Origin of the sequence: Streptomyces sp. NPDC053048 (assembly GCF_044547045.1) — a bacterium.
Taxonomy (GTDB): domain Bacteria; phylum Actinomycetota; class Actinomycetes; order Streptomycetales; family Streptomycetaceae; genus Streptomyces.
On record NZ_JBITZS010000004.1, the window covers coordinates 351,577 to 375,840 of the forward strand.

Consider the following 24,264-nt stretch of genomic DNA (forward strand, 5'->3'; position numbering starts at 1 on the left):
GCCTCCCGGGCCGCGGGGGGCGGCGGCCGGCGCGCCGTCCGGTGTCCGGCCGGCGGGGGTCCGGCCGGGGATGCCGTCGCCCCGCGCCCCCGGATCAGGGCACTCACGGGCCGTCGTCACCCGGGCTCCACTCGCCGAAATCGCCACCACACACCCCCAGCCACACAAGGACACGGGACAAGCGGTGAAAAGTTAACAAAATGGACCTACGATCATGTGACAAACACACCCGAAGGGCGACCCGCGTCACCCACACGGTCCACGGCGACCAGCGCTGCCCTAGAATTGCAGAATTCTTCAATTCACCAGATTGCGGGCAGTCGAGGATCCACCCAGGGGGCACCGTGAGTGCGTTCGCCGAAGCGATGCGGGAACGAGTGCGCGCCGCGCGGGCCGCGCTGGCGGAGGCGCGGACAGCCGGGGACGCCTACGCGGCGGCGGTCGCGGAGGACGAACTCGACGACGCCCTGCGACTGGCCCTCGCGCACGGCGTCACCACGGAGGCGGCGCCTGACGGGGACGACGGGCAGGGCAGGAGTTGATCGGAGTGCGGGTGCCGCTCTACCAGGCGAAGGCGGAGTTCTTCCGGATGCTCGGGCATCCGGTGCGCATCCGCGTCCTGGAGCTGCTGCAGGACGGGCCGATGCCGGTGCGCGACCTCCTCACCGAGATCGGGATCGAGCCGTCCAGCCTCTCGCAGCAGCTCGCCGTGCTGCGCCGCTCCGGCATCGTCACCTCCGCCCGCGAGGGCACCACCGTCGTCTACGCGCTGGCCGGGGGCGACGTCGCCGAGTTGCTGGGAGCCGCCCGGCGGCTGCTGACCCATGTACTGACCGGGAAAGAGGAGCTCCTGACCGAGCTGCGCGGCGCGGAGACCAAGGCGGAGAACTGATGGACAACGAGACCCACAACGAGAAGTACGCGGAGAAGGCCGTCGGCTGGCGGGTGCTGATCTACGTCGTCTTCGGCCATGTCCTGGCCGGCTTCATCTGGCTGCTCTTCTACCTCGGCGCGCACGCCAAATAGGCGTCCGGCGCCCGGCCGTCGGCATCCGGTCCGTTATTCACGAGGACAGGTGATATCGGAATGGCCACGCGCCCCGAAATCCGGTATAGGGCCATGACCGGTCGGTATGTACCCCTGTCCTATGCCAGTCACGACCATGGCCCCGGAGCTGCTCTTCATATGAACGGCACCTGTCCGGGGGCCTCGTGAGCGCTCCCCCGTTCGCAGTCAACGCGCAGGTCAGCACCGTGCGCGATCGTCCGGAACCGGGGTCGCGCGCCCCCTCCCGCTGCTACTGTCCGGCCCATGGAGCAGCTCTTCACCGACGTCGAACTCGCCCGGATCGAAACCGCCGCGCGCGAAGTCGGCCATTCCCCTCGTGATTGGGTGCGCGAAGTGGTGCTGCAGCGCCTGCGGGGCGAGTGGCGGCGCGATTTCGAGGACGCCATCTGGCCGGTCACGGTGTACCCCCGGCCCGGCGGGCCGCTGCCCGAACTGCACCACCTGGGCTGCTGGGTGCCGAAGGGGGGCGAGGAGACCCTGACCACCGCCGAGGCGCGCGAACTGTTCGACACCCGCGAGGTCCAGCTCTGCGAGGCGTGCAAGCCGGAGCGGTTCCTGAGCCAGGCGGGCTGACGAGCGGACCGGAACCGCCCCCTACTACCCTTGTCCACCGCAAGATCAACTAGGTGGGCTGGGGGAAGTACGGCATGCGGATCTGGACGCGACTCACGGGCTGGGCGACGCTTCTCGTGGGATACGCGACCATGTTGCTCGGCGTGGTCCCCTTCCGTGAACTCCCGCCCAAGCGCCACCAGCTGGAGCTGCTCGCGGTGACCGCCGGGTGCGCGCTGTGCTGGCTCCTCGCCTCCCTGCTGGTCCGGGCGCGCCGGCGGGCGGCCCTGCGCAGGAAGGCGTGGCGCAGGAGGCACGAACCCTGGCCCGAGCCCCGCCGCTCACGCGCGCTGTGCTGGGCACTGGGCTTCGGCGTCGCGCTCACCAGCGCCGCCGCGCTGTGCCAGGGCGTGGGGCCCGACGGCTCGGACGGGGAATGGCTCGCCAGGGCCGAGCGGGCCGGCAGCGGTACGCACGACGTGCGCGTGGAGCGGATCCTGGGCGAACCGCACCCCACGGGCGTGGAGATCGACGGGACCGACGAGTACGCCTCGACGGTCCGGGTCAGCGTCGACTTCGGCTCCGGCCCCCAGCCGGTCACCGTCGACGAGGTACACACCAGGGGCCGCCCGGAGGAGGGCCGCACCATCCGGCTGCTGTACGCCCCCGACCGGCCGGACCTGGGGGTGCGTCAGGCCCCGGACAACGACATCGGCTCGTTCGCCGGACGCGTCCTGGCGCTGCCGGCCATCTGGATCCTGGGGTTCGCGGCCGGGCTGGCCACCGCCATCGCCCTGCACCGGCGGGAAGCGAGTGTGCGCTACGCGCGTCGATTCGAGCCCTGGGTGCATCTGCCGGCCGTGTTCCTGCTGGTGTGCGGGGCCGGGCTGATCGTCCCGCTGCTCATCGGGTTCCCCGCCACCGCCACGGGCTGGGGGCTGGCGATCGCGGCCGCCACCACCCCGTGGCTCGCCCTGACCTGGGTGGCGCGGACGAGCTGAGGCGGCCCGGCGGCCACGTCGGCACGGTGCTCAGGAACGGCGGCGCTTGAACGCCCGGCGGATCAGGAAGATCGCCAGCACGATCAGGGCCACCACCAGGAGGGTGCCCAGGATCATCGCGATCAGCAGGGCGACGCCCAGCTTCTTGAAGAAGCCCTTCTTCTTTTTCTTCTTGTCCTTGTTCTTCTTGTCCTTGGCCAGCGTCCGGTGGTCGTCGGCGCGGTGGTGCGACGAGGCGGTGACCGACGACGCGGCATCGGCGGCCACGACGCCGGTGCCGGCGGCACGCGCACCGTCGGCGGCGGCGGTGCCGGCGTGCTGGACGGCGGCGGCCGGGCGGTGCGGGCTCACGGCCGAGGCGGGCGTGGCCAGCAGGGCGGCGCCCAGCGTCAGGGCGACGATCGCGGACATCCTGCGGGCCAGGCGCCCTCGGTACCGGTCGGTGTGCTGCTGCTCGCTCTTCATCCGCGCCCCCTGTGTGTGGTGCTCTGGCTGCTGTCGATGCTCCGCGGGCCGCGGGGCGCCTCCATTATCGGCACACCCGCGACCCGCCCCGGCAGGGCGCGTATCCGGTGCCCGTGAGCACCGGATACGCCGGTGTTGAGGCGATCAGCCGCTCTTGCGGCGGAACGAACGCTGCCCTCCGGCCTTGCCATGAGTGCCGTGGATCTTGGAGCCGTCGCGGTTCTGGCCGTTCACACTGCCGTCGGCCGATTTGCCGCGCTTACGGTCCAGGGCTTCCCGGAATTTGCGCTTCACATCGTCGTCGTCCTCGGACGCCTGGGGCCCCGCCGTGTTGTCCGTCATGAAAACCTCCTGGTCATAGGCGCGTTCGCCACAGCTTCGCACAGACCGGGCGCGGCCAGGCGCCCGGAACGGGCCAGCGCCAGTACCGCGCCCGCGCACACCCCGCCCGTGGCGGTGAGCGCACACCACACCAGCCACAGCGCGTCCTGGCGCAGGGCGAAGTCCCACAGCGCCCCCACCGCGAGGTTGCCGAGGGTGATGCCGAGCCCGGAGACGGTGTTGTAGAGCCCGTAGTGGGTGGCGACCAGCCGGTCCCCGGAGAGGGTGACCACCGTGTCCATCTCGAAGGGGTAGACCACCGCGCTGCCCGCGGCCAGCAGCACCACGGCCAGCAGCAGCGCCACGAGCGCGACCGGAGCGGCAGGCGCGCCGCCGCCGATGAACCCCACGGCCGCGAGCGGGAGGAAGCCCAGCCCCATGGCGGTCAGCCCCCGTACCAGCGCCTGGCCCGCGGTCCAGCGGCGCTTGGCCCAGCCGGTCAGCCGCAGCTGCCCGGCGACGGCCACCGCCGCCGAGACGACGAACAGCGCGCTGGTGACCTCCGTACCGGCCGCCCCGAGCGCGGCCCCGGCGGCGAGCGGCAGGGCGAGGTAGACCTGGAAGGTCAGCACGTACGATCCGATCATCGCGACGGAGAACAGCAGGAACGGGCGGTTGGCGACGACCGTGCGCCACTGCGCCAGTACCCCGCCGGGGCCGTCCGCGCCCGCGCCGCCTCCGCCCGCCCGGGGCAGGGCCCGCCACTGCAGCACGGTCAGCGCGGCGAAGACCGCCGCGGCGACCGTGCACACCAGCCGGAAGTCGGCTGCCAGCAGGGCGAGTCCGACGAGCGGCCCGAGCAGCATTCCCGCCTGGTAGTAGACGTTGAACGTCGCGAAGGCATCCACCCGCCGGTCACCGGCGGCCGTGGCCAGGTACGCCCGTACCGCCGGGTTGAACAGCGCGCCCGCGAAGCCGGTGGCCGCCGAGGCGGCGATCAGGGCGGGCAGCGCGTCCACCCAGCCCAGCAGGGCGAACCCGGCCGTGCGCAGCAGGCAGCCGGCCAGGATCGGCGCCTTGTAGCCGTAGCGGTCGGCGAGGGTGCCGCCGATGAGGAACATGCCCTGCTGGGAGAGGTTGCGTACGCCCAGCACCAGACCCACGGCCCACGCGGCGAGCCCGAGGTCGTCGCTGAGGTGGGCGGCGAGGTAGGGCATGAGCATGTAGAAGGCCAGGTTGATGGCGAACTGGTTGACCATCAGCAGCCGGGCGGCGGGCGGGAACGAGCGGGTCTGCCGCCACAGGGAGGCGGGCGCGGCCGTCACCGGGCCGCTCCCGCGAGGCCGTGCTCGCCGGCGTCGGGCCGCCCGGTCGCACCGGGCCCGGCGGGCGCGGTGTCCCCGTCGAGCGGGTCGACGACGGTCGCGCAGGCGGTCCAGCGGGTGACGACGCGTTCGGCGGGATGGTCGATGCGGTCGGGGGCGGGTGCGGGGGCGCCGCCGAGCAACCGGTGGCGGCGGCAGTAGTCGTCGTCGAAGACCGTGCCGACGTAGCGCTGCGGGCCGTCGGGGAAGACGGTGGCCACCCTGGCCTCGGCGGGCAGCGTGCCCGCCAGGTGCCGGGCGACCAGGGCGACCGCCCCCACGCTCCAGCCGCCCGTGGCGTAGCGGGATCTGGCCAGGGCGCGGGCCGCCCACACGGCCTCGGGGGCGGCGACCCAGTGGACCTCGTCGAAGAGGGAGTAGTCCACGTTGCGCGGGTAGATGCTGCTGCCCAGGCCGCGCATCAGCCGGGGAGCCGCGGGCTGGCCGAAGATGGTGGAGCCGGTGGTGTCCACGCCCACCACGCGCAGGTCGGGGAAGTAGCCGCGTAACACGGAGGCGACGCCCGCCGAGTGGCCGCCGGTGCCCACGCTCACGACGAGGGCGTCGATCCGGCCGAGCTGGGCGACGAGTTCGTGGGCGAGGGTGCGGTAGGCGGTGACGTTGTCGGGGTTGTGGTACTGGTCGGGGCACCAGGCGTCGGGGCGGGCGGCCAGGAGCTCGTCCACGCGTTCGCGGCGGGCCTGCTGCCAGCCGCCCACCGGGTGCGGGGTGGTGACGACATGGACCTCGGCCCCGTAGGCCCGCAGCAGGCCGGTCATCATCGGCTCCATGCCGGGGTCGGTGACGACGGTGACGGGATGGCCGTAGGTGACGCCGGCGAGGGCCAGGCCCAGGCCGAGGGTGCCGGAGGTGGACTCCACGATGGGGGCGCCCGGCAGCAGCCGCCCGCGCTCGCGGGCGCGGGCGACCATGTACAGGGCGGTGCGGTCCTTGATGCCGCCGGGGTTGCGGCCCTCGAGTTTGGCCCAGAAGCCGCGGCCGGGTGCCGTGAAGGGCTCGCCGATCCACAGCAGCGGGGTGTCGCCGACCAGGCCGGCCGGGGTCTGGGCGGGCAGGGCCGCGGCCGCCGTGAGGCCCGCCGGTGAGACGGCGGGGGCGAGGAGCGGGGACGGGGACGGGCAGACAGAAGTCATCGCGTGGCTCTCCCGCGGCCGCACGGACCCCGCGAAGGGGGCTGGGGACGGGCCGCGTTGATCGAGAAGAACGGTGGGGGACTCTGGTCGCGCGCGGCGCGGTGCCCCCGGCGGCCTTCGGCCCCGGGGCACGCGCGTGCCGTCCTAGGTGCGCCAGACTCCCAGCACCGCCCGTAGCCTGCCCGGCTCCTCGGGACCTCCGGCGTCCGCCCAGGGCGATTGCGCCGGAGGCCGCACCAGGGCGGCGTCCACCGCGGCGGGCGGCAGCGGCAGGAGCTCGCCGGTGGGCGCCGGGGCGGGGAGGTTCTGGCGGCCGGCGGCCACACCGGCCTCGCCGGTCTCCTCGCACTCCACCGGGGAGTCGTGGTGGTGCCCGGGGCTCTGGGGTGCCGTCGCGGGCAGGGCGTAGGCGCGGGCGGCGGCCGGGGCCGCCTGCCCGTGCGCGGCACATGCCAGGACATGCGCCAGGGCGACGAGGACGACGAGGAACGCCGACAGGGCCCAGGACCCGGAACGCGGACCCCGGGGCAGCGTCGGCGCCGTCACCCAAGCCCTCATGGATCTACAGTAAGCACACCCTCACATAAGGCCCCGGTAAAGGGAGTTGAATCGTCCGTTCAGCGGACGCGATCAGGCGACCGTCTGATCGCCGTCGGGTACGTCCGCCACCGTGACCGGCACGTTCGCCGGCAGTCCGAGGCCGGCTGCCACGGCCCGCGCCAGCCCCTCGGGGTCGGGACGCGTCGGGTACGGGACGCTCTCGCCCTCCCCGTAGCTCTCGATGGCCTTGGTGAAGTAGCCCGGGTGCCAGGCGCCGACGGCTCCCCTGACCTCGACGGCGCGCACGCGGCGCGTCCCGGCCAGGCTCCGGGCGGCGGCCAGGATGCGGTCGGAGCGGTACTCGCCGGGCACCTGGAACAGGCTGGCGTGGGCGCCGACCTTGGCGCCGCCGCACAGCCGGAGGGTGACGGTCAGGCAGCTGGTCACCGAGGGGTAGAGGATCGCGCGGCCCGGCGCCGCCTCGGCGACCTGCCCCTCGGTGACGCGCACCGGCGTCGCGGGGGGTGCGGCCGTCGCGCGGGGCGCCGCGACGGCGGCGGACACCGGCTGCAGGGCGAGCCCGGCCACGGCGGCGAGCAGCGCCCTGCGGGAGGTCCGGGAGGCCGAGGGGACGGGTATGGACGTGCGCCGGTCGGACACGGCACTCCTTCAGGACGTCGGGGAACGGGCCCCGACATCCTAAAGATCATCCGGTCCTGAGGATCATCCGGTGCCGAGCATCATCCGGTGCCGAGCATCATCCGGTGCCGAGCATCATCCGCGGGGGCTCACACCGCCGGCGCGTCCGGCTCGAAGCGGCTGCGGACGGCCGTCTGGACCTCGGCCTCCTCGGCCGGGTCGGCGGCCAGGCGGCGCAGCCGGGCCTCGACGCGGGCGTCGGCGGTCGTGGCGTGCCGGGCGGCGAGCTCCCGGGTGGACTCCTCGCAGTCCCACAGGCACTCGACGGCGAAGCCCGCCGCGAACGAGGGGTCCGTCGCCGCGAGGGCACGGGCGGCGCGCCCGCGCAGGTGGGAGGAGGAGGTCTCGCGGTAGACGTGCCGCAGGACGGGCGCCGCGCAGGTGATCGCCATCCGGCCCGCGCCGTCGACGAGGTCCCACAGGACGGGCGCGTCGCAGCCCGTGGCCCGGACGGTCCGGCGCAGGGCGGCGAGGACGAGCGCGGAGTCGTACGGGCCGCCCCGGCAGGCCAGCATGCCGGCGGCCGCGGCGCCGAGGGCGTCGGTGCGGTGGATCCACACGCGGGCGCGCTCGAGGGCTGCGGTGCTGCGCATCCGCTCGAAGGCGGTGACGGCGGCCTCCGCGACGAGCTCGCCGGAGTCGGCGGCGGCGGTCTCGATGAGGTCGAGGGCCTGCGGGTCGTGGTGCTCGGCGAGGTAGCGCAGCGCGGTGGCGCGGGCGGCCTCGGCGCCGAAGGCCGCGGCCTCGATGATCTCTCCGCGGTCCTCGGGGCCGGCGACCGCGGTGAGGCAGCGGGTGGCGGGGATGTGGCGCAGTTGGGCGGGGTACTGGTCGAGGCCCTGCTGGGCCCACTCGAGGACCTCGCGCACGCTCCAGCCCGGCCGGGGGCCGGTGGGGCGCAGCTGGCGCTGCCAGCGGTCGAAGGAGCCCTGCTCCTGGGCGGCGCGGACGCGGGCCGCGGTGGCGGGGGCGTGCGGGTCCTCCGCCCACAGCCGCCAGGGCCGGGGCTCGAAGGCGTCGCGTACGGCGGCGGCGAGTGCGGCTTCACCCTCGGGGGTGAACGGGAAGCGGGCGAGGACCCTCTCGGCGAGGGCCGTCAGGCCCGCGTCGTCGTCGCGCAGGGCCAGCTCGTCGAGGGCCCAGGCCCAGTTGGCGCCGGTGCCGGCGTAGCGGCGCAGCAGGGTCAGGGCGTCGTCGCGGCCGTAGGAGGCGAGGTGGCCGAGGACGGCGAGGGCCAGGCCGGTGCGCTCCTCGGCGGTGTCGAGGAGGTCGTCCGGGTGGAAGAGATGCTGTTCGATCTCGTCGAGCCCGCCGTCGAGGTCCAGATACAGGCGCGCGTAGTAGAGCGAGCGGTTCTCGACCTGCCAGTCCCGCCGGGGGTCGCGGAGCACGCAGTGGTTCAGCGCCGCGAGCGCCTCGGCGCGCGGCGCGGCGAGGGCATGCAGCGTCCCGTCGCCGCGGCCTCGCTGGAGGAGGCCGAGCAGGGTGCCGCTGGGCGCTATGTCTGGATCGAACATGGGGTCAGCATCCGGTGCGGGGAGTCGGCTGGCAACGGGATTTCCGTCGTCCGCCATTCTTGCCGGTGTCCACCTGTGCTATGCCTGGTGAACTGTGGAAACTCGGGTCGGTCCGAGCGCCCGCAGCCTACCCGGAGTAGAGCATTCCGGGGAGCGCTGTCGGATATGTCGCACTAGTGCCATCGGCATATGCCGCCAGCACCCCCGAATCGGATAGTGCCAAAGCGCTTACAGGCCCTCGCTCCCTGTGCGAGAGTCGTCACAGCAGTCCCCACCCGGCCGTTCCACAGGACCCCGGAGCAGGCCGCGCCCCGCGTGTATCGGAGTACGTGATGCCGTCCCCACAGTCAGCGGACCGTCCAACCGCCGAGCTGCCCGAGAACGGATCCGTCGACGCGCTGATCAGCCAGACGCGACGGCTCAAAGGCGGCATCGACGCGGTGCGGCGCGAGACCGCGGCCGACGCGGAACGCTCCGGGGATCCCCGGCTGCGCTGGCAGCGCGCCCTGTGCGAGCTGGCCGCCCACCACGCGGACACGCTCGGCGAGCACCTGGGCCAGCTGCGCGAGGGGCTGCCCGTCCAGCCCGCCGACTACCCCGCCATGACCGACCGGGCCACCGGCGGGACCGCCACCCTGACCGCGGAACGGGCGCCGGAGCCCGCGAGCGCGGCCCCGGCGGGCCGGGTCGGCAGCGCCGAGTGGAACTTCCTCACCGACGAGGTCACCTGGTCCGACGAGCTCTTCGAGCTCTTCGGCCGCCGCCCCGAGGACGGCGCCCTCACCCTCGACGAGCTCCCCTCCTGGCTCCCGCCGGAGGACACCTCCCTGCTGACCGCGATGGTCACCGACTGCCTGGTGGACGGCAAACCGGTCGACGGGGAATTCCGCATCCTGCGCGGCGACGGCGAGACGCGCACGGTGCACATGATGGGCGAGCCCGTGCTCGACGCCGATGGCTGCACGGCCTCCATGTGGGCCGTGCTGCGGGACGTCAGCGAGCTGCGCAGAAGCCAGCGGGAGGTGCACGAGACCCGTGACTCGGCGCACCGGCAGCGGCACATCGCGCAGACCGAGCACCGGCTCGCGGTCGAGCTGCAGGAAGCCGTGCTGCCACCGTGGCGCGGCTCCCTGCGGCTCCCGCGACAGGCAGGGTGCGCACCGGACGCCCCGCCCCGCGACGCCGGCCTCGACCTGGCCGGGCACTACCTCCCCTCGGCGACGAGCACCCTGATCGGCGGCGACTGGTTCGACGCGATGGAGCTGCCCGGCGGGCGGACCCTGCTGACCGTGGGCGGGCTCACCGGCCATGGCGTGACCGCCACCTCCGCCATGGCCATGCTGCTCGGGGCCGTCCGCGGCATGGCCGTCTCGGGATCCGCGCCCGGCCCCCTGATGGGCTGGCTCAACCACCTCCTCGACGCCTCCGCCCAGCCCGCCCTGGGCAGCGCGGTGTGCGGCCGGTACGACCCGGCCACCCGCACCCTCACCTGGGCCCAGGCCGGCCACCCCGCCCCGCTGCTCTTCCGCGACGGGACGGGGCGCGCCCTGCGGCCGCCCAAGGGCGTGCTGCTCGGCGCGGTCGCCGGCGCCGCGTACGAGCAGGCCGAGGAGCGCCTGCGCCCCGGTGACGTGCTCGTCCTGCACACGGAGGGGCTGGCGGCCCGGCCCTCGGACACCCGCCTGCCGGCGCTCGCCCCGCGCTTCGCGGCGGCGGGCAGCGCGCAGGAGTGCCTGCGGGCCGTACTGGAGGAGTTCGGCGGCAAGGAGCGCGAGGACGACGCGTGCGTGCTGATCGCCCGCGTCGGCCCGCACACCGGCTCGTAGGAGTACCGCCCGTAGCGGGACGCGTGGCGGCAGAGCCGACGGCGCCCGCCCCCGGTCGTCCGGACCGGCGGCTTCTCACGCCGTCGCGGTGCCGGGGCCACCCCCGGCGCCCTTGACTCCCCCGCCCTTGGCCCCCCTGGGGCGCGGACCCTTGGGCAGCGCCTGCTGGATGTCCTCCCTCAGGTGCTCGATCCGCGGGTAGTCCGCGTACTTCCCCGTGAGCCGGTACATCTCGCGCAGCCGGTCCCAGGTGCGGTGCGAGGACATCTCGCCGATCGAGTTCAGCGCCATGCGGGCGAAGGTGTCCGCCTGCTCGGGGTCGTTGCCGATGAAGCACGCGGAGGCCATGGAGATGTAGTCGAAGAGCATCGACCGCTTGTGCTGGTCGCCGCGCAGCTCCATCGCCCGCTTGGCGTGCCGCTGGGCGACGGGCGCCGCGGACGGGTCGTGCTCCGCGAGCGTGCGGTAGGCCAGCGCCTGCATCCCGTACAGGTCCGCCTCGTCGAACATCTGCATCCAGCTCGGCGGCGGGACGTCGGTCTTGTCGGAGACGAACAGCTCCTCGGCCTCGCCCAGGGTCCGCCGCATGGCCTGGCCCCGGCCCATGGACGCCTGTGCCCAGGCCTCGATGGTGTAGAGCATGGCCCGGGTGCGCGGCAGGGTGCCGTCGCCGGCCCCGGACTTGGCGAGCTTCATCAGGTCCAGGGCGTCGTCCGGGCGGCCGAGGTGGACCATCTGGCGGGCGGCGCGCGAGAGCGCCTCCCCCGCCCGGGGCCGGTCGCCGCCCTCGCGGGCCGCGTGCGCGGCGATGACGAAGTACTTCTGCGCGGTGGGCTCCAGGCCCACGTCGTGCGACATCCACCCGGCGAGCACCGCGAGGTTCGCGGCCACCCCCCACAGCCTGCGCTGGAGGTGTTCCGGGTGGCGGTAGGAGAGCATGCCCCCCACCTCGTTGAGCTGGCCCACCACCGCCTTGCGCTGCAGCCCGCCGCCCCGGGAGGCGTCCCAGAGGCGGAAGACCTCGACCGAGCGCTCCAGCGCGTCGATCTCGAGGGAGCCCACCGGGGTCGCCTCGTAGCGGTCGTAGCCCGCGGGGTCGGCGTAGGCCGTCTTGCCCCCCAGGGGGTCGTCGAAGTTCGGGGCGTCGGAGGCGAGGACCGGATCTGTGTGCAGCCAGTCGTGCATCGCGCCCGTGATTGCTGAGCCTGCGGCGAGCGCGGCGCCCGCGCCCACCAAGCCGCGTCGGTTGAGCATGAGGTCCATTCCCGTGAATTCGGTGAGGACCGCGGCGGTCCGCTCGGGCGGCCACGGCAGCCCGTCCGGGGACTGCCCCTTCCTGCCTGCCCGCCCGCGCCGGCCGAACCCGAGGTCCTCAATGGTCACGACACGGCCGAGTCGCTCGGTGAAGAGGGCGGCCAGCACCCTGGGCACGGGATCTCGCGGGGACTCCCCCATGTCGATCCAACGCCGCACCCGCGAGGTGTCGGTCGCCAGCTGCGGATGTCCCATGACCGCCGCCTGCCGGTTCACAAGCCTCGCGAGCTCGCCCTTGGACCAGCCGGCCAGGCCGAACAGGTCCGCAAGGCGGGTGTTGGGTTCCCTCGTCACGTCAAGCCCCCAGGTTCCTCGGCTGACTTGAAGGTACTCGGGCCGTCATGGGCCAAGCGAGTATTCGCCAGGGTTCGCCAGGGTGCGCCACATGGTGTGCCACCCGCGGGCGGGTGTGATGTAGGAACGCGCAACCCCGGCCACCCGGCAGCCCGACCGCATTCCCCAGGGTGCACACGGCCCGGGGGACGGGGGAGCGCAGCAATTCGCCGACACGAAGGGATCCGTTCCGCTCATGTATGCAGCATCGACCCCCGTGTCCGCTCCGCCCCGTCCGCTCCGCCCCCAGCAGGGCGGCGGGCCCTACCTCGACCCCTCCCACGCCGTGGGGGCCGCGTTCGGGGGCGGACGGGCACGGAGGACGGCTCCGGGGATCGGCGCCCAACCGCTCAGCGGGAGAATCGACTTGTCCGGCCCCCAGGGCGCCCAGCTGCGCACGGTGATCTCGTCGGTCCACCGGATCTGCCCGGAGTTCAACCCCGTCCAGGTGCTCCGGCGCAGCGGGCGCTCCGTCCTGCTGGTCGGAACGACCGGTCGCAGCACGGCCGTGGCCAAGTGTTTACTGGATCATTCGCCGGCCTGGGCCGAGCGGTTCCGCCATGAAATAGCCACATATCGGGCGTTCGTCCGGCATCGCCCTCCGGTGCGGGTTCCACGCCTGATCGCCGCCGATCCGGACAACTGCACGCTCGTCCTCGAGCGAATGCCCGGCCGGCCCGCCGCCGTCCAGCGGCACCCGGTGGACACCCTGCCACGGGCGGACGTGCGGGCCGCGCTCGGCGCGATCTGCAGGGTCAATCTGTGGCGGCCCCCGGCGGGGATGTTCGACATGCCGCTGGACTACGGCAAGCGCATCGCCCGGTACCACGAACTCGGCCTGCTGACCGACCGTGACCTGGGCGACCTGCAGAAGCTGCTGCACGGTCTGGCCCATGTGCAGGGGCAGTTCTGCCACGGCGACGCGCTGCTGTCCAACATCCTGCTCTCGCCCGCCGGCCCGGTGCTGGTCGACTGGGACCAGGCCGGCTGGTACCTGCCGGGGTACGACCTGGCGACACTGTGGGCCGTGCTGGGCGACGCCCCGGTGGCACGCCGTCAGATCAGCCAGCACGCCCAGGCCGCGGGCCCCACGTCCAGGGACGCCTTCCTGGTGAACCTGATGCTGGTGCTCACGCGGGAGATCCGGACGTACGAGACAGCGGTGCAGCGCGCCCTGCACGAACCCCCCGCGCCCGGCGCCACCCCGGAGTCCGGGGAGGAGCAGCGGCTGCTGCTGCGCCGCCTGCACGACGACTGCGCGATGGCCCGCCGAGCGGTACGGGCCGCCGTGGGCACCCGCTGAACCGCGAGCACCGACACGCCGTGCCGCCGACTTACGGCGTGTCGGTGCTCGCCCATCCGGGCGAGTGATCGACGGGCAGGCCTCGACGCCCGCGCCGGGAAACCCCCGGCGCGGGCGTTGACGTGCGTATCGGCGTCACCCCAGTCTGATGACCACCGCCACAGTCATATTGACGGATCGTCTGCTGGGCCGAGGGCTCTTGGTAGGTTCGATCCCCAGGCTTGATCGCACACTCCCATCACGCCGGCGCACGCCAGGGCCCGTCCCGAGGAGGCCGCATTGCGAGAATCCGCACAGGCGTCACCACCGCACCCGTTCCCGAGCGGTTCACGAAGAAGACGCCGCGTGCCACGGGCCGTCCGCGCGGTCGCCTCGGCCGCCCTGCTGCTGCCGCTGGTGGCCGTCGGCCCGGCGGCCGGGCAGGCCGACGGCGCAGGGCAGGCCGCTCCGGGCACGCTGCAACGGGAGTTCGGCGCCGCGGCCGCCAAGTACCACGTGCCGCAGAGCGTGCTGCTCGGCGTCTCCTACCTCCAGTCGCGCTGGGACAGCCACGGCGGCGCCCCGAGCGTCACCGGCGGCTACGGTCCGATGCACCTCACCGACGCGGCCACCGCGCTGGCCGGCACCCCGCACCACAGCGACGCCGGCGAAGACGCCCGGGGCGACCTGGCCCGTCCGCGCGCCGCAGCCCGCGCCGCCGCCCGCGCGGCCGTTCCCGCCCCCGCCGCCCTGCCGCCCCGGCTGCGCACCCTGTCCCGGGCCGCCGGGCTCACCGGCCTGCGGCCCGCCGCGCTGCGCGAGAGCGCGGCGGCCAACGTCCAGGGCGGCGCCGCCCTGCTCGCCGCCGAGCAGAAGCGTCTGGGGCTGCCCCTGAGCAAGGACCCCGCCGACTGGTACGCGGCCGTGGCGGCCTATTCCGGCGCCGCCGACACCGCGACCGCGGCCACCTTCGCCAACGACGTCTACGACGTGATCCGGCGCGGCGAGCGGCGCAGAACCGACACGGGCCAGGAGATCGCCCTGGCCGGCACCCCGCGCGTCGCCCCGCGCACCGAGCAGGTCCGGCGGCTGGGGCTGGGCACCCTCGCGGCGGCCGGCGTCGAGTGCCCGCCCACGGTGGCCTGCGAGTCGATCCCCGCGCCCTACGAGAAGCTCGAGGGCAAGGACTACGGCAACCACGACATCGCCGACCGGCCGGCGTCGCAGAAGGTCGACTTCATCGTCATCCACGACACCGAAGGGACCTGGGAGACGACGATCAAGCTGATAAAGGATCCGGCGTACGTCTCCTGGAACTACACCATCCGCTCCGGTGACGGGCACATCGCCCAGCACGTGCCGACCAAGGACGTGGCCTGGCACGCGGGCAACTGGTACGTCAACGCCAAGTCCGTCGGCATCGAGCACGAGGGCTTCCTGGCGAAGCCCGACGCCTGGTACACGGAGGAGATGTACCGCACGTCCGCCCGGCTCGTGCGGCACCTGGCGCAGAAGCTGGACATCCCGCTCGACCGGCAGCACATCATCGGCCACGACAACGTCCCCGGCACCACCGCGTCGGCGATCCGGGGGATGCACACCGACCCCGGCCCGTACTGGGACTGGGCCCACTACTTCGAGCTGATGGGCGCGCCCTTCGTGCCCACCGCGAGCCCGTTCAGCGGGATGGTGACCATCGCGCCCGACTACGACGACCACAAGCCGGTCTACACCGGGTGCGCCAAGCCCGGCGAGCCGTGCCCCCCGCACGGCTCCGGCGCGGTCCGGCTGCACACCGCTCCCCGCGACGACGCCCCGCTGGTGCAGGACATCGGACTGCGCCCGGACGGCAGCCCCTCGACGACCGACGTCAACGACACGGGCGCCCGCGCCTCCACCGGACAGCAGTTCGCGGTCGCCGGGCAGCACGCCGGGTGGACGGCGATCTGGTACCTGGGGCAGAAGGCGTGGTTCAAGAACCCGTGGTGGGCTCCGGCGGCGCTCGGCGCGCACGGCCGGATGATCACCCCGCGGGAGGGGCTGGGCGAGATCCCGGTGTACGGGCGCGCCTACCCGGAGAAGGAGGCCTACCCGGAGGGCGTGCCGGTGCAGGAGGTGACGCCGTTGCCGTACAAGCTCGCGGCGGGGCAGGCGTACGTCCTGGGGGCGACGCAGCCGAGCGAGTACCTGTGGGCGACCACCTATGAGCCCGCCGGGCACAGGATCATCCGCGGGAAGGACGTCTACTACGAGATCCAGTTCGGGCACCGGGTGGCCTTCGTGAAGGCCTCGGACGTCCGCATCCGCCCCTCGAACTGGTAGCGGGCCCCGCGTGCCGTGGCCCCCGGGACACCGGGGGCCACGGCACCGGCGATCCGGGGCCTAGGGCGTGTCCGATGGGTCAGCGCGGGCCCTGCGACGCCTGGCACAGCGCCTCGCCGCGTTGTCGCATCACCCGAGTACGCCCAGTACGCGGGAGATGCTCCGCCTTGCGATGCACCGCACCAGACGCCGCAGGACCCGCACCGACCCATCGGACACGCCCTAGCCCGCCTGGAACATCTCCGCGGGCAGCGGCTTGAGCAGCTGGTACAGGTCGTCGGTGATGGGCCGGTCCCAGCTGGCGATGGTGACGAGGACGCCGTCGCTGCGGTCGAACTGGGTGCAGGAGATCCGGCTCTCGGAGCACTTCAGCCGCCGCACGATGAGGAGGTTGTCCTCGTGCATGACCGGCAGGTCCTCGCTCTCCAGCACCTCGACCGGCTCGTCGTTGCCGAGCGCGGCGAGCAGCTGCGCCACCTCGAAGGGCACCTGACCCTCGCCGAGCTCGCGCGCCGGGGAGCCCTCGGGGAGGTTACCGATGATCATCGCGGGGCCGCGGCCGCCGAACAGGTCGTAGCGGAGGAAGACTCCCTGGCAACTCCCGTCGGGCGCGGGCAGCAGCCCGGCCCCGAGGTCACCGGGCCAGTCCCCGGGATCCATGGCGAGGACGTCGAAGTCCGGCCCGGCGGGGGTGGCGGCGCTGCGGCGGCGGAGGAAGGACATGCCCACATCGTACGTGCCCGCCCCCGCGCCGTGCCGCCGGGGAACCCGTGTGGGCGGTACGTGCCGGAGTGCGCGCACGGTGGCCGGCGGGCGCTTCCTCCGCCCCGTCCGGCGGGCCGCTAGGTGAGGTCGAATTCGCCGTCGCGCGCGCTCAGCACGAAGGCCCGCCACTCGCCCGGGGAGAAGATCACCGCGGGGACGTCCGGGTCGCGCCTGTCGCGCATGGCGATGTAGCCCTCGACGAAGGCGATCTGCACGTTGCCCCGCCGGCCGCCGCTCGGCTGCCAGGCGGCCCTGGCGAGGTCGAGGTCCGGCTTCGCGTCACCTGCCAGTTGTTCAGTCGTGCTGTCCGCCACGTCCGCACTCCTCCCGGCTCGTCCGTCGCAGCCCACACTAGCGAGCGAGGGCGACGGCGCACAGGCCCTCGCACCGGCCTCAGGAGGCGGGCGGGTGGTCGGCCACGAGCCACATGGAGAAGAACTGCGCGCCGCCGCCGTAGGCGTGCCCAAGTGCCCTGCGGGCGCCCTGCACTTGGTGCTCGCCCGCCCGGCCGCGCACCTGCAGCGCGGCCTCGGCGAAGCGGAGCATTCCGGAGGCGCCGATGGGGTTGGTGGACAGCACCCCGCCGGAGGGGTTGACCGGCAGGTCGCCGTCGAGTCCGGTCACCCCGGCCTCGGTGAGCCTCCAGCCCTCCCCCTCGGCGGCGAAGCCCAGGTTCTCCAGCCACATCGGCTCGTACCAGCTGAAGGGCACGTACATCTCGACCGCGTCGATCTCCCGGCGTGGGTCGGTGACGCCCGCCTGCCGGTAGACGTCGGCGGCGCAGTCGCGGCCGGCGCGGGGTGAGACGAAGTCCTTGCCGGCGAAGAGCGTCGGCTCGCTGCGCATGGCGCCGCCGTGCAGCCAGGCGGGGGCGTGGGGCGCGCGGGCCGCGCCGGCGCGGTCGGTGAGGACCATGGCGCAGGCCCCGTCGGAGGAGGGGCAGGTCTCGGAGTAGCGGATGGGATCCCACAGCATGGGCGAGGAGCGCACCCGCTCCAGGGTGAGGCCGTGCTCGTGCAGGTGGGCGTAGGGGTTCTTCAGGGCGTTGCGGCGGTCCTTGAGGGCGACGAGCGTGCCGGTGGTGTCGGGGGCGCCGGTGCGGCGGATGTAGGCCCGTACGTGCGGGGCGAAGAAGCCACCGGCACCGGCCAGCAGGGGCTGCTGGAAGGGGACGGGCAGGGACAGCGCCCACATGGCGTTGGACTCGGACTGCTTCTCGAAGGCCAGGGTCAGCACGGTGCGGTGGACGCGGGCCGCGACGAGGTCGGCGGCGACCAGGGCGGTGGAGCCGCCGACCGAGCCGGCGGTGTGCACCCGCAGCAGCGGTTTGCCGACGGCGCCGAGGGCGTCGGCGAGGTAGAGCTCGGGCATCATGACGCCCTCGAAGAAGTCGGGGGCCTTGCCGATGACGACGGCCTCGATGTCCTGCCAGGTCAGCTGGGCGTCCGCCAGGGCCCGCAGGGCGGCCTCGCGGACGAGGCCGGCGAGGGAGACGTCCCGGCGGGCGGCGGCGTGGTGGGTCTGGCCGATGCCGACGACGGCGACGGGTTCCTTGCTCATTCCTTGCTCACCCGGTCTCTCCCTCCAGCACGGCGACGAGGTTGTGCTGCAGGCACGGGCCGGAGGTGGCGTGGGCCAGGACCCGGTCCGCTGTGCCCCGGTGGACGCGGGCTGCCGCCTCGCCGAGGCGGATCAGGCCGGTCGCCATGACCGGGTCGGCGGCGAGCGCCCCGCCCGAGGGGCAGACGTCGGCGTCGTCCGCCAGGCGCAGCGCCTTGCGCAGGACCACTTCCTGCGCGGTGAAGGGGGCGTGGAGTTCGGCGAGGTCGAGGGGGGCGTCGAAGGCGCCGGCGCGTTCGGCGGCGAGGCGGGTGGAGGGCGAGTCGGTGAGGTCCCGGACGCCGAGGGCGTGTGCTTCGGCGCGGTGGTCGATGCCCCGGATCCAGGCGGGGCGCTCGCACATGCGGCGGGCGGTGTCCCCGGCGGCGAGGACGACGGCGGCGGCGCCGTCGCCGACGGGCGGGCAGTCGCCGGTGCGCAGGGGCCGTACGACGTAGTCGCCCTGGGGGCGGGGGCCGCGCAGCTGGGCGTGCGGGTTGTCCGCGGCCGCGGTGCGGCGGCGGGCGGCGATGGCGGCCAGGGCGTCCTCGTCGGTCTCGCCGGCGTCGATGAGGGCCTGGGCCTGGAGGGCGGCCAGGGCGACGGGGTCGGGCCACAGGGGTGCGGCGTAGTACGGGTCGAGCTGCCGGGTGAGGACGTCGCGCAGCGGGCCGGCGGAGGTCTTGCCGTAGGCGTAGACGAGGGCGGTGTCGGCGGCGCCGGTGAGGAGCTTGACCCATGCCTCGTACAGCGCCCAGGCCCCGTCCGCCTCCACGTGCGATTCGGCGACGGGCGGCCAGGCGCCGACGCCGTCGAGGGCCAGGGTGAAGGAGAACGGGCGGCCGGCGAGGTAGTCGCTGGAGCCGGAGCAGGTGAAGCCGGCCTCGCCGGGGGCCAGCCCGGCCCGCTCGAGCACCTCGCGCAGGACGGGCAGCAGCAGGTCGGTCTCGGACATGCCGTCGGTGGTGCGCCGGTGGTCGCTCTGGGCGAAGGCGACGATGGCGACGTCCCTGGTGCCGCGGGGCGTGTCGCGGGGGTCTTCGGGTGGCGTGCCGGGGGTCACAGCAGCCCCTTGTAGGTGTCGTAGTCGGCGTCGGGCTCGCCGGTGGGCCGGTAGTGGTCGGGGTAGCGGCCGCCTTCGGTCCATACGGGCTCCACGCGCAGCCCCATGCGCACCTGGTCGTAGGGGATGCCGGCGACGCGGCCGTGCAGGGCGAGGTCGGCCCGGTCGAGGGCAATGTGCGCGTAGATGTAGGGGACCTCGATGTCCGCTTCGCGGGCCTTGATGTTGACGACGCAGAAGGTGGTGACGGTGCCCCGGGGGCCGGTCTCCACCTGTTCGGCGGTGGCGGTTCCGCAGGTGGGGCAGGTGCCGCGGGGCGGTACGTAGACCTTGCGGCAGGAGGGGCAGCGCTCACCGAGGATCCGGCCCCGGGCGAGGCCGTCGAGGTGGCGGGACAGGGCGCGGCCGGGGGTGTAGGTGTAGCCGAGGCGGGCGGGTGTGGTGAGGGAGGTGACGGGGTCGGCGAAGACGCCGTCGTGCGGTGCGGGGTGGGCGGTGTCCTCGCGCGGCGCTGCGTCCGGTTCGAAGCAGGCGATGTCGGTGATCGCACCCTGGCGGTGGGCGGCCCAGCGGACCCGTACCCGCATGCCGGTGCGGACGTCTTCGGGGCCGGGGGCGTCGAGGACGTGCAGGAGGGCGGTGTCGGCTCCGTCGAGGCGGACCAGCGCCCAGGCGAAGGGGCGGCGCAGGGGCTGGTTCGGGCGGGGGGCGGGGTTCCACGCCCAGGTGGTGACGGTGCCGGTGGGGGCGACCTCGACGAGGTCGCGGAGTTCGCCGGCGGTGACGGGGTCGTACTCGACGGGGGGTACGAGCACTCTGCCGTCGTCGGTGCGCACGCCGAGGACGGTGCGTTCGCGCAGTCCGGTGAGGAAGGCGCTCTGCACGGGCCCGAGGGAGCGGTCGAAGGGGAACTCGACGACGAGGGGCGCGGTGAGGGCTTCCGGCATCGGGGTCGCTCCCTTCCGGTCAGGCGCGCCGGTAGACGGCGGGGCGCTTCTCCGCGAAGGCGCGGGCGCCTTCCTTGGCGTCGGCGGTGGCGAGGACGGCCTGTCCGCGCTCGAGCTCGAGGGCGAGGGCGGCGCGCTCGTCCAGCGCCTCGGTGTCGTGGACGCTCGCCTTGACGGCCTCGACGGCGAGCGGGGCGTTGGCGTTGACGAGTTCGGCGGTCTCCAGGGCCCTGGCCAGGGCGGTTCCGTCGGGGACGACGTGTCCGACGAGCCCGATGCGCTCGGCCTCGGCGGCGGTGTACGGGCGTCCGGTGAGCAGCATTTCGAGGGCGTGGGTGCACGGGATCTGGCGGGGCAGGCGGACGGTGGAGCCGCCGAGGGGGAACAGTCCGCGGCGTACCTCGAAGAGGCCGAAGGTGGCGCCCGTGCCCGCGATGCGGATGTCGGTGCCCTGCAGGATCTCCGTGCCGCCCGCGACGCAGGGGCCCTCGACGGCGGCGATGACGGGCTTGCGCGGCCGGTGGTGGCGGAGCATGGCCTTCCAGTGCAGGTCGGGGTCGGCCCTGAAGCGGGCGCGGACGGCGTCGTCGGGCGCCTGCCGTTCCGCGAGGGCCTTGAGGTCCATGCCGGAGCAGAAGGCTCCGCCCGCGCCGGTCAGGACGACCGAGCGGATGTCGTCGTCGGCGTCGGCCAGCAGCCAGGCGTCGTGGAGCGCGGCCAGCATCGGCAGGGAGAACGCGTTCCTCGCCTCCGGCCGGTTCAGGGTGAGCACGAGGGTCGCGCCCGCGCGCCGCACGATGAGGTGTTCGGTGCCGTCCGGGGTTCCGCCCATGGGAGCCCTCCCGTCGTGAGACCCGGAACAGCCTGCAGGAAGCCGGGGGCCGGTTCAAGAGCGGTTCGACAGTTTTCTGACGTAGCATCAGATTTCTTGGGCGCGGACCTTCCCCCTCCCCCGTCGCGGCGCTCTAATGACGGCCGTGGACTTCAACCTCGCGGATCTCTTCGAGTCGATCGCCGACACGGTGCCCGGCCGGGAGGCGCTCGTCCACCTCGACCATCCGGGCAGCGGCGCCGAGCGCCGGCTGACGTACGCGGAGCTCGACACTGCCGCCTGCCGGCTCGCCCACCACCTCGCCGGCAGCGGGATCGCGGCGGGCGAGCACGTGGGGCTCCACCTCCTCAACGGCGTCGAGTACCTGCAGACCGTGCTGGCCTGCCTGAAGATCCGGGCCGTGCCCGTCAACGTCAACTACCGTTACGTGGCGGACGAGCTGGCCTACCTCTACCGCGACGCCGACCTGGCGGCACTGGTCTTCGACGGCGCCTTCACCGACCGGGTCGCCGCGGTCCTGCCCCGGGCGCCGCGGCTGCGGCACCTGCTGCGGGTGGGCGCCGCGCCCGCCGACGCTCCGCGCCCGTGCGTCGAGCCGGTCCCCTTCGCGGACGCCGAGGCGTCGGGCTCCCCCGCCCGCGATTTCGCACCGCGCTCCGGCGACGACCGGTTCATCATCTACACCGGCGGCACCACGGGCCTGCCCAAGGGCGTGGTGTGGCGGCAGGAGGACCTCTTCTTCTCCGGGCTCGGCGGGGGCGCGCCCACGGGCGAGCCGGTACGGCGGCCGGAGGAACTGGCGCGGCGGGTCGCGGCGGGCGACGAGGGCCTGGTCTTCTTCCCCGCCGCCCCACTGATGCACGGCACGGCCACGCTCACCGCCTTCATCGCCTTCCACCTGGGCCAGAAGGTCGTCCTGCACAGCAAGTACGTGCCGCGGGAGGTGCTGCGGACGGTCGAACGGGAGCGGGTGACGGGCCTGTCGCTGGTCGGCGACGCGATGCTGCGGCCGCTGGTGGACCTGCTGGCCGGACCACTGCGGGGCGGCGGCGACTGCTCGTCGCTGCGGAGCGTCAGCAGTTCGGGGGCCGTGCTGTCGGAGACCGTGCGGGCGCAGTTCGCCGCGCTGCTGCCCGGGGTGCGGCTGATCAACAACTTCGGTTCCTCGGAGTCCGGCTTCAACGGCACGGCCACCGAGGACTCGGGCCCGCGCACGGGCTTCCGGCTGCGCGTGAACGCCCGTACGGCCGTGGTCGACCCGGTCACGCGCCGGCCCGTGGCCCCCGGCGAGGTGGGCCGCCTCGCCCAGCACGGCCATGTGCCGCTCGGCTACCACAACGACCCGCACAAGACCGCCGAGACTTTCTTCACCGCGCACGGCGAACGCTGGGTCCTCCTCGGCGACCTGGCGACGGTCGACGACCGGGGCGTGGTGACGGTCCTCGGGCGGGGCTCGCAGTGCATCAACACCGGCGGCGAGAAGGTCTTCCCGGAGGAGGTCGAACAGGCTCTCAAGGCCCACCCGGCGGTGTACGACGCGCTGGTCACCGGCGTCGCGGACGACCGGTGGGGCCAGCGGGTCGCCGCGGTCGTCCAACCACGCGAGGGGTCACCGCCCCCGACCCTGCCGGGCCTGCAGGCGCATTGCCGGGAGCGGCTCGCCGGCTACAAGGTGCCGCGCAGCCTGGTGCTGACGCCGCGCATCGAGCGCTCGCCGAGTGGGAAGGCGGATTACCGGTGGGCGCGGGCGATGGCCGAGGGGGGTTCTTCTTCCCCACCCCGCCCCTTCCCGTAACCGGGGCTCCGCCCCGGACCCCGGTCCTCAAACGCCGGACGGGCTGATTTCAGCCCGTCCGGCGTTTGAGGACGCCGCGCGAGCGCGGCCCGGGGGTCCGGGGGCTAGCCCCCGGTTACGGGAAGGGGCGGGGTGGGGGAAACACCCTCCATGACCAGCACCGAAGAACCCCGCACCCCGGAGGCCCTGGGCGCCCTGCAACTGCACCGCCTCCGCGCGACCCTCCGCCACGCCTACGACAACGTCCCCTTCTACCGAACGGCGTTCGACGCCGCCGGGCTGCGGCCCGAGGACTGCCGGACACTCGCCGACCTGGCCCGCTTCCCCTTCACCACCAAGGACGACCTGCGCGCCCACTACCCCTTCGGCATGTTCGCCGTCGACCGCTCCCGCATCCGCCGCCTGCACGCCTCCAGCGGGACCACCGGCATCCCCACCGTCGTCGGCTACACCGACGGCGACCTCGATGTCTGGGCCGCTCTGGTGGCCCGCTCGCTGCGCGCGGCGGGCGCCCGGCCCGGGGACACGGTGCATGTGGCCTACGGGTACGGGCTGTTCACCGGCGGGCTGGGCGCGCACTACGGCGCGGAGCGCCTGGGCTGCACGGTGATCCCGGCCTCCGGCGGCATGACCGAGCGCCAGGTGCGGATCGTCGAGGACTTCCGGCCCGACGTCATCATGGCCACGCCCTCGTACATGCTCACGCTGCTCGACGAGTTCGAGCGCCAGGGCATCGACCCGCGCGGCACCTCGCTGCGCGTGGGCGTCTTCGGTGCCGAGCCGTGGACGGAGGACATGCGCCGCGAGATCGAGGAGCGCTTCGCGCTCGACGCGGTCGACATATACGGCCTGTCCGAGGTGATGGGCCCCGGCGTCGCGCAGGAGTGCGTGGAGACCAAGGACGGGCCGCACATCTGGGAGGACCATTTCTACCCCGAGATCGTCGATCCGGTGACGGGCGAGGTGCTGCCCGACGGATCGCCGGGCGAGCTGGTGTTCACCTCGCTCACCAAGGAGGCCGTGCCGGTCGTCCGTTACCGCACCCGTGACCTCACCCGGCTGCTGCCGGGCACGGCCCGCGTCTTCCGCCGGATGGAACGGATCACCGGCCGCGGCGACGACATGATCATCCTGCGCGGGGTCAACCTCTTCCCGTCCCAGATCGAGGAGATCGTGCTGCGCACGCCGGGCGCCGCACCCCACTTCCAGCTGCGCCTGACCCGCGAGGGACGCCTGGACCGGCTCACCGTGCGCGTCGAGGCGCGCCGGGAGGCGACGCCCGATCAGCGCGCGGCGGCCGCCGCGGACATCGGGCGGCGCGTCAAGGACGGCATCGGGGTGTCGGTGACGGTCGACGTCGTGGACCCGCACACCCTCGAGCGGTCGGTGGGCAAGCTCCGGCGCGTCGTCGACGAGCGCGGCTGAAGCGTGCGCGGCTGAACCCTGCGGCCCGGGGCTGCGTCACCACAGTCAACTGCTCTTCAACCACCTCGCACAGGAGGTCA

General features: G+C 73.8%; 24 protein-coding genes. 10 read left to right on the plus strand and 14 right to left on the minus strand.

Translation table 11 applies throughout. The annotated features are described in order from the left end of the window. Window positions 1-344: 344 nt before the first annotated feature. The 5 genes from ACIG36_RS12515 to ACIG36_RS12535 all read left to right on the plus strand — a co-directional run bounded on the left by ACIG36_RS12515 (window position 345) and on the right by ACIG36_RS12535 (window position 2,621). The gene (locus ACIG36_RS12515) at window positions 345-542 is read left to right on the plus strand and encodes a hypothetical protein (RefSeq protein WP_399925920.1); all 198 of its coding nucleotides are present in this window, start codon (window positions 345-347) and stop codon (window positions 540-542) included. Between the two features lie 5 nt (window positions 543-547). After that, the gene (locus ACIG36_RS12520) at window positions 548-892 is read left to right on the plus strand and encodes an ArsR/SmtB family transcription factor (RefSeq protein ID WP_399925922.1); all 345 of its coding nucleotides are present in this window, start codon (window positions 548-550) and stop codon (window positions 890-892) included. Beyond that, entirely contained in the window at window positions 892-1,026 is a 135-nt protein-coding gene (locus ACIG36_RS12525; RefSeq protein WP_399925924.1) for a DUF6126 family protein, read from the plus strand. The genes ACIG36_RS12520 and ACIG36_RS12525 overlap by 1 nt, the downstream gene beginning before the upstream one ends. Window positions 1,027-1,311: 285 nt before the next feature. Continuing rightward, window positions 1,312-1,641, plus strand: a complete 330-nt coding sequence (locus tag ACIG36_RS12530; protein ID WP_399925926.1) for a DUF6233 domain-containing protein — start codon at window positions 1,312-1,314, stop codon at window positions 1,639-1,641. 74 nt (window positions 1,642-1,715) lie between these two features. Beyond that, window positions 1,716-2,621, plus strand: coding sequence for a hypothetical protein (locus tag ACIG36_RS12535; protein ID WP_399925928.1), 906 nt, complete (start codon window positions 1,716-1,718; stop codon window positions 2,619-2,621). Window positions 2,622-2,651: 30 nt separating this feature from the next. Here ACIG36_RS12535 and ACIG36_RS12540 read toward each other — a convergent pair whose 3' ends face one another. From ACIG36_RS12540 to ACIG36_RS12570, 7 genes are all read right to left on the minus strand, one after another. Then, window positions 2,652-3,086, minus strand: a complete 435-nt coding sequence (locus ACIG36_RS12540) for a hypothetical protein (RefSeq protein ID WP_399925930.1) — start codon at window positions 3,084-3,086, stop codon at window positions 2,652-2,654. Between the two features lie 144 nt (window positions 3,087-3,230). Then, window positions 3,231-3,428 carry a DUF5302 domain-containing protein gene (locus tag ACIG36_RS12545; protein ID WP_399925932.1) on the minus strand — a complete coding sequence of 66 codons (198 nt, stop codon included), beginning with the start codon at window positions 3,426-3,428 and terminating at the stop codon, window positions 3,231-3,233. Further along, window positions 3,425-4,666, minus strand: a complete 1,242-nt coding sequence (locus tag ACIG36_RS12550; RefSeq protein WP_399926450.1) for an MFS transporter — start codon at window positions 4,664-4,666, stop codon at window positions 3,425-3,427. The genes ACIG36_RS12545 and ACIG36_RS12550 overlap by 4 nt, the downstream gene beginning before the upstream one ends. A 62-nt stretch (window positions 4,667-4,728) precedes the next feature. Then, window positions 4,729-5,925: a PLP-dependent cysteine synthase family protein gene (locus ACIG36_RS12555; RefSeq protein WP_399925934.1), complete on the minus strand. Its 1,197-nt coding sequence runs from the start codon at window positions 5,923-5,925 to the stop codon at window positions 4,729-4,731. 144 nt (window positions 5,926-6,069) lie between these two features. Next, window positions 6,070-6,483, minus strand: coding sequence for a hypothetical protein (locus ACIG36_RS12560; protein WP_399925936.1), 414 nt, complete (start codon window positions 6,481-6,483; stop codon window positions 6,070-6,072). A gap of 72 nt (window positions 6,484-6,555) precedes the next feature. Beyond that, window positions 6,556-7,125: a hypothetical protein gene (locus ACIG36_RS12565; RefSeq protein ID WP_399925938.1), complete on the minus strand. Its 570-nt coding sequence runs from the start codon at window positions 7,123-7,125 to the stop codon at window positions 6,556-6,558. A 128-nt stretch (window positions 7,126-7,253) separates the two neighbouring features. Continuing rightward, window positions 7,254-8,681 (minus strand): HEAT repeat domain-containing protein, encoded by a 1,428-nt coding sequence (locus ACIG36_RS12570; protein WP_399925940.1) that lies wholly within the window; start codon window positions 8,679-8,681, stop codon window positions 7,254-7,256. A 332-nt stretch (window positions 8,682-9,013) separates the two neighbouring features. On the opposite strand from ACIG36_RS12570, the gene ACIG36_RS12575 reads away from it, so the two are divergent. Continuing rightward, window positions 9,014-10,507 carry a PP2C family protein-serine/threonine phosphatase gene (locus ACIG36_RS12575; RefSeq protein ID WP_399925942.1) on the plus strand — a complete coding sequence of 498 codons (1,494 nt, stop codon included), beginning with the start codon at window positions 9,014-9,016 and terminating at the stop codon, window positions 10,505-10,507. 75 nt (window positions 10,508-10,582) lie between these two features. Here the strand turns inward: ACIG36_RS12575 and ACIG36_RS12580 are convergent, their stop codons facing one another. Further along, window positions 10,583-12,115, minus strand: coding sequence for a hypothetical protein (locus ACIG36_RS12580; protein WP_399925944.1), 1,533 nt, complete (start codon window positions 12,113-12,115; stop codon window positions 10,583-10,585). Between the two features lie 235 nt (window positions 12,116-12,350). Between ACIG36_RS12580 and ACIG36_RS12585 the strand changes: the two genes are divergently transcribed. Continuing rightward, entirely contained in the window at window positions 12,351-13,457 is a 1,107-nt protein-coding gene (locus ACIG36_RS12585) for an aminoglycoside phosphotransferase family protein (RefSeq protein ID WP_399925946.1), read from the plus strand. 279 nt (window positions 13,458-13,736) lie between these two features. Continuing rightward, the gene (locus tag ACIG36_RS12590; protein WP_399925948.1) at window positions 13,737-15,758 is read left to right on the plus strand and encodes an N-acetylmuramoyl-L-alanine amidase; all 2,022 of its coding nucleotides are present in this window, start codon (window positions 13,737-13,739) and stop codon (window positions 15,756-15,758) included. Window positions 15,759-15,980: 222 nt separating this feature from the next. Here the strand turns inward: ACIG36_RS12590 and ACIG36_RS12595 are convergent, their stop codons facing one another. The 6 genes from ACIG36_RS12595 to ACIG36_RS12620 all read right to left on the minus strand — a co-directional run bounded on the left by ACIG36_RS12595 (window position 15,981) and on the right by ACIG36_RS12620 (window position 20,964). Then, window positions 15,981-16,481: a hypothetical protein gene (locus ACIG36_RS12595; protein ID WP_399925950.1), complete on the minus strand. Its 501-nt coding sequence runs from the start codon at window positions 16,479-16,481 to the stop codon at window positions 15,981-15,983. A gap of 119 nt (window positions 16,482-16,600) precedes the next feature. Further along, entirely contained in the window at window positions 16,601-16,837 is a 237-nt protein-coding gene (locus tag ACIG36_RS12600; RefSeq protein ID WP_399925952.1) for a DUF397 domain-containing protein, read from the minus strand. Window positions 16,838-16,916: 79 nt separating this feature from the next. Next, entirely contained in the window at window positions 16,917-18,083 is a 1,167-nt protein-coding gene (locus ACIG36_RS12605; protein WP_399925954.1) for a thiolase domain-containing protein, read from the minus strand. A 7-nt stretch (window positions 18,084-18,090) separates the two neighbouring features. Next, window positions 18,091-19,185, minus strand: a complete 1,095-nt coding sequence (locus ACIG36_RS12610) for a lipid-transfer protein (RefSeq protein WP_399925956.1) — start codon at window positions 19,183-19,185, stop codon at window positions 18,091-18,093. Then, window positions 19,182-20,132 (minus strand): Zn-ribbon domain-containing OB-fold protein, encoded by a 951-nt coding sequence (locus ACIG36_RS12615; protein WP_399925958.1) that lies wholly within the window; start codon window positions 20,130-20,132, stop codon window positions 19,182-19,184. Before ACIG36_RS12615 ends, ACIG36_RS12610 begins: the two co-directional genes overlap by 4 nt. 19 nt (window positions 20,133-20,151) lie before the next feature. Beyond that, window positions 20,152-20,964, minus strand: coding sequence for a crotonase/enoyl-CoA hydratase family protein (locus ACIG36_RS12620; protein WP_399925960.1), 813 nt, complete (start codon window positions 20,962-20,964; stop codon window positions 20,152-20,154). 145 nt (window positions 20,965-21,109) lie between these two features. Here ACIG36_RS12620 and ACIG36_RS12625 point away from each other — a divergent pair, with 145 nt between their 5' ends. Both ACIG36_RS12625 and paaK read left to right on the plus strand, forming a co-directional pair. Beyond that, window positions 21,110-22,759, plus strand: coding sequence for an acyl-CoA synthetase (locus tag ACIG36_RS12625; protein ID WP_399925962.1), 1,650 nt, complete (start codon window positions 21,110-21,112; stop codon window positions 22,757-22,759). A gap of 150 nt (window positions 22,760-22,909) precedes the next feature. Next, a complete protein-coding gene (gene paaK, locus ACIG36_RS12630; RefSeq protein ID WP_399925963.1) occupies window positions 22,910-24,184 on the plus strand; it encodes a phenylacetate--CoA ligase PaaK in 1,275 nt (424 codons plus the stop codon). The last annotated feature ends 80 nt before the right edge of the window (window positions 24,185-24,264 follow it).

What these genes read in the sequence shown, in the direction of transcription:
- ACIG36_RS12525 (WP_399925924.1), top strand. Translation starts at nt 892, where the DNA reads ATGGACAACGAGACCCACAACGAGAAGTACGCGGAGAAGGCCGTCGGC.
- ACIG36_RS12530 (WP_399925926.1), top strand. Translation starts at nt 1,312, where the DNA reads ATGGAGCAGCTCTTCACCGACGTCGAACTCGCCCGGATCGAAACCGCC.
- ACIG36_RS12535 (WP_399925928.1), top strand. Translation starts at nt 1,716, where the DNA reads ATGCGGATCTGGACGCGACTCACGGGCTGGGCGACGCTTCTCGTGGGA.
- ACIG36_RS12540 (WP_399925930.1), bottom strand. Translation starts at nt 3,086, where the DNA reads ATGAAGAGCGAGCAGCAGCACACCGACCGGTACCGAGGGCGCCTGGCC.
- ACIG36_RS12545 (WP_399925932.1), bottom strand. Translation starts at nt 3,428, where the DNA reads ATGACGGACAACACGGCGGGGCCCCAGGCGTCCGAGGACGACGACGAT.
- ACIG36_RS12550 (WP_399926450.1), bottom strand. Translation starts at nt 4,666, where the DNA reads ATGGTCAACCAGTTCGCCATCAACCTGGCCTTCTACATGCTCATGCCC.
- ACIG36_RS12555 (WP_399925934.1), bottom strand. Translation starts at nt 5,925, where the DNA reads ATGACTTCTGTCTGCCCGTCCCCGTCCCCGCTCCTCGCCCCCGCCGTC.
- ACIG36_RS12560 (WP_399925936.1), bottom strand. Translation starts at nt 6,483, where the DNA reads ATGAGGGCTTGGGTGACGGCGCCGACGCTGCCCCGGGGTCCGCGTTCC.
- ACIG36_RS12570 (WP_399925940.1), bottom strand. Translation starts at nt 8,681, where the DNA reads ATGTTCGATCCAGACATAGCGCCCAGCGGCACCCTGCTCGGCCTCCTC.
- ACIG36_RS12575 (WP_399925942.1), top strand. Translation starts at nt 9,014, where the DNA reads ATGCCGTCCCCACAGTCAGCGGACCGTCCAACCGCCGAGCTGCCCGAG.
- ACIG36_RS12585 (WP_399925946.1), top strand. Translation starts at nt 12,351, where the DNA reads ATGTATGCAGCATCGACCCCCGTGTCCGCTCCGCCCCGTCCGCTCCGC.
- ACIG36_RS12595 (WP_399925950.1), bottom strand. Translation starts at nt 16,481, where the DNA reads ATGTCCTTCCTCCGCCGCCGCAGCGCCGCCACCCCCGCCGGGCCGGAC.
- ACIG36_RS12605 (WP_399925954.1), bottom strand. Translation starts at nt 18,083, where the DNA reads ATGAGCAAGGAACCCGTCGCCGTCGTCGGCATCGGCCAGACCCACCAC.
- ACIG36_RS12615 (WP_399925958.1), bottom strand. Translation starts at nt 20,132, where the DNA reads ATGCCGGAAGCCCTCACCGCGCCCCTCGTCGTCGAGTTCCCCTTCGAC.
- ACIG36_RS12620 (WP_399925960.1), bottom strand. Translation starts at nt 20,964, where the DNA reads ATGGGCGGAACCCCGGACGGCACCGAACACCTCATCGTGCGGCGCGCG.
- paaK (WP_399925963.1), top strand. Translation starts at nt 22,910, where the DNA reads ATGACCAGCACCGAAGAACCCCGCACCCCGGAGGCCCTGGGCGCCCTG.